Annotated in this window: 2 protein-coding genes; one reads left to right on the forward strand and one right to left on the reverse strand. The window is 75.2% G+C overall.

The window, feature by feature from the left end; all coding sequences use genetic code 11:
- Nucleotides 1-54 precede the first annotated feature (54 nt).
- The gene (locus FGF04_RS39110) at nt 55-777 is read left to right on the forward strand and encodes a pyridoxine/pyridoxamine 5'-phosphate oxidase (RefSeq protein ID WP_149516146.1); all 723 of its coding nucleotides are present in this window, start codon (nt 55-57) and stop codon (nt 775-777) included.
- A gap of 22 nt (nt 778-799) precedes the next feature.
- Here the strand turns inward: FGF04_RS39110 and FGF04_RS39115 are convergent, their stop codons facing one another.
- The gene (locus FGF04_RS39115; protein ID WP_149516147.1) at nt 800-1,408 is read right to left on the reverse strand and encodes a GNAT family N-acetyltransferase; all 609 of its coding nucleotides are present in this window, start codon (nt 1,406-1,408) and stop codon (nt 800-802) included.
- Between the last annotated feature and the right edge of the window lie 193 nt (nt 1,409-1,601).

The raw sequence follows: 1,601 nt of genomic DNA on the forward strand, positions 1-1,601 counted from the left end.
GGCGGCGCGTGACAATAGGGGCATGAACGCCGGGCGGCGCGTGACAATCGGGGCATGAACGCCGACTCCCCCGACCCGTCCACAGAGTTCGCCCAGCTGCTGCGCTCCCAGCCCGTCTGGGACACCGAGCTGCCGGACTTCGCCCCGGACACCGCCCCGGCGCACCCGCTCCCCCTCTTCGAGCAGTGGTTCGCGCAGGCCGTGGCCGCCGGCCAGAGCGAACCGCACACGATGTCGCTGGCCACGGCCGACGCCGAGGGCCGGCCGGACGTACGGACCGTGATCCTGCACGGCGCCGACGCCGACGGCTGGCACTTCGCCTCGCACGCGGGCAGCCGCAAGGGCCGCCACCTGGCGTCCCGCCCGTACGCCGCCCTCGGCTTCTACTGGCCCGTCCAGGGCCGGCAGGTCCGGGTCCGCGGCCCGGTGACGCTCGCCCCGCCCGAGGTAGCGCAGGCCGACCTGCACGCGCGCTCCGCCGGCGCGCTCGCCTCCGCCCTGGTGGGCCGGCAGAGCGAGGTGCTCCCGTCGTACGAGGAACTGGAGCGCGCCTCGGACGCGGCGTGGGACCGCGCCCGGCGGGAGCCGGACGCACCGGCGCCGTCGTGGACGGTGTACGTCCTGGACCCGGACGAGGTGGAGTTCTTCCAGGGCGACGCCCGCCGCCGCCACGTACGCCTCACCTACCGGCGCACCGAGAACCCCGACGGCACCAAGAGCACCGACGGTACCGACGGCACCGGGAACCACTGGCGCAGGGAACTCCTGTGGCCCTGAGGACCGCTCCCCGCCCCCTGCTCTACGGCACCGGCACCGGCACCGCCGCATCCGTGGCCAGCCGCCCGTGCAGGTGCACGTCCCGGAAGGCGTCCGTGCGGCCCGACTCGAACATCGCCCCGCGCAGCGTCCCCTCGTACGGGAACCCGCATCTCTCGGCGACCCGGCAGGACGCCTCGTGCCCGAGGGCGTGGCCCAGTTCCAGCCGGTGCAGGCCGAGTTCGTCGAAGGCCCAGCGCGAGGCGAGGGCGAGCGCGCGCGAGGCGACCCCGCGGCCCCGCGCGTCGGGGAGCACCCAGTAGCCGATCCGGGCGACCCGCATGACGTGGTCGATGTCGTTGACGCCGATGTGCCCGAGCGGTACGCCGTCGGCCGCGTCGGTGACGCAGAAGGAGGCGCCCACCGCCTCCTCGGCCGCCTTGCCCCGTGCGCGCAGCGATTCCTGCGCGTCGGCGAGGTCCGTCATGGCCCTGAGCGGCGTGTTCCACCGCTGGAACTCCGGGTCCGCGTACCCCCGCAGCCACGCCCGGACGTCCCCCTCGCTGTCCGCGTCCCAGGGCCGCAGCCACAGTCCGTGGCCGTGGATCTCGGGGAGCGGGAGGGAGCCGGAGGACTCGTACGGATCGGTCATGCAGCCATTGAACAACGGCCTCCGCAACCACGGCCCACCGGGCCGAGGGGCCCACCGGCCCGAGGGCCGCCCGGCCACAGGGCCATCCGGCCACGGAGCCGCCCTGCTACGGAGCCACCCAGTCACGGGACCGCCGGTCTGAACACCGGGACCACGAGGCCCCCCGCCCCCTGCGCGCTGGAGGTGGCCTTCC

Origin of the sequence: Streptomyces apricus (assembly GCF_008369065.1) — a bacterium.
Classification (GTDB): Bacteria; Actinomycetota; Actinomycetes; order Streptomycetales; family Streptomycetaceae; genus Streptomyces; species Streptomyces apricus.

Excerpts from the sequence above, each read along its gene's own strand:
- FGF04_RS39115 (WP_149516147.1), bottom strand. The coding sequence starts at position 1,408 with ATGACCGATCCGTACGAGTCCTCCGGCTCCCTCCCGCTCCCCGAGATC.
- FGF04_RS39110 (WP_149516146.1), top strand. The coding sequence starts at position 55 with ATGAACGCCGACTCCCCCGACCCGTCCACAGAGTTCGCCCAGCTGCTG.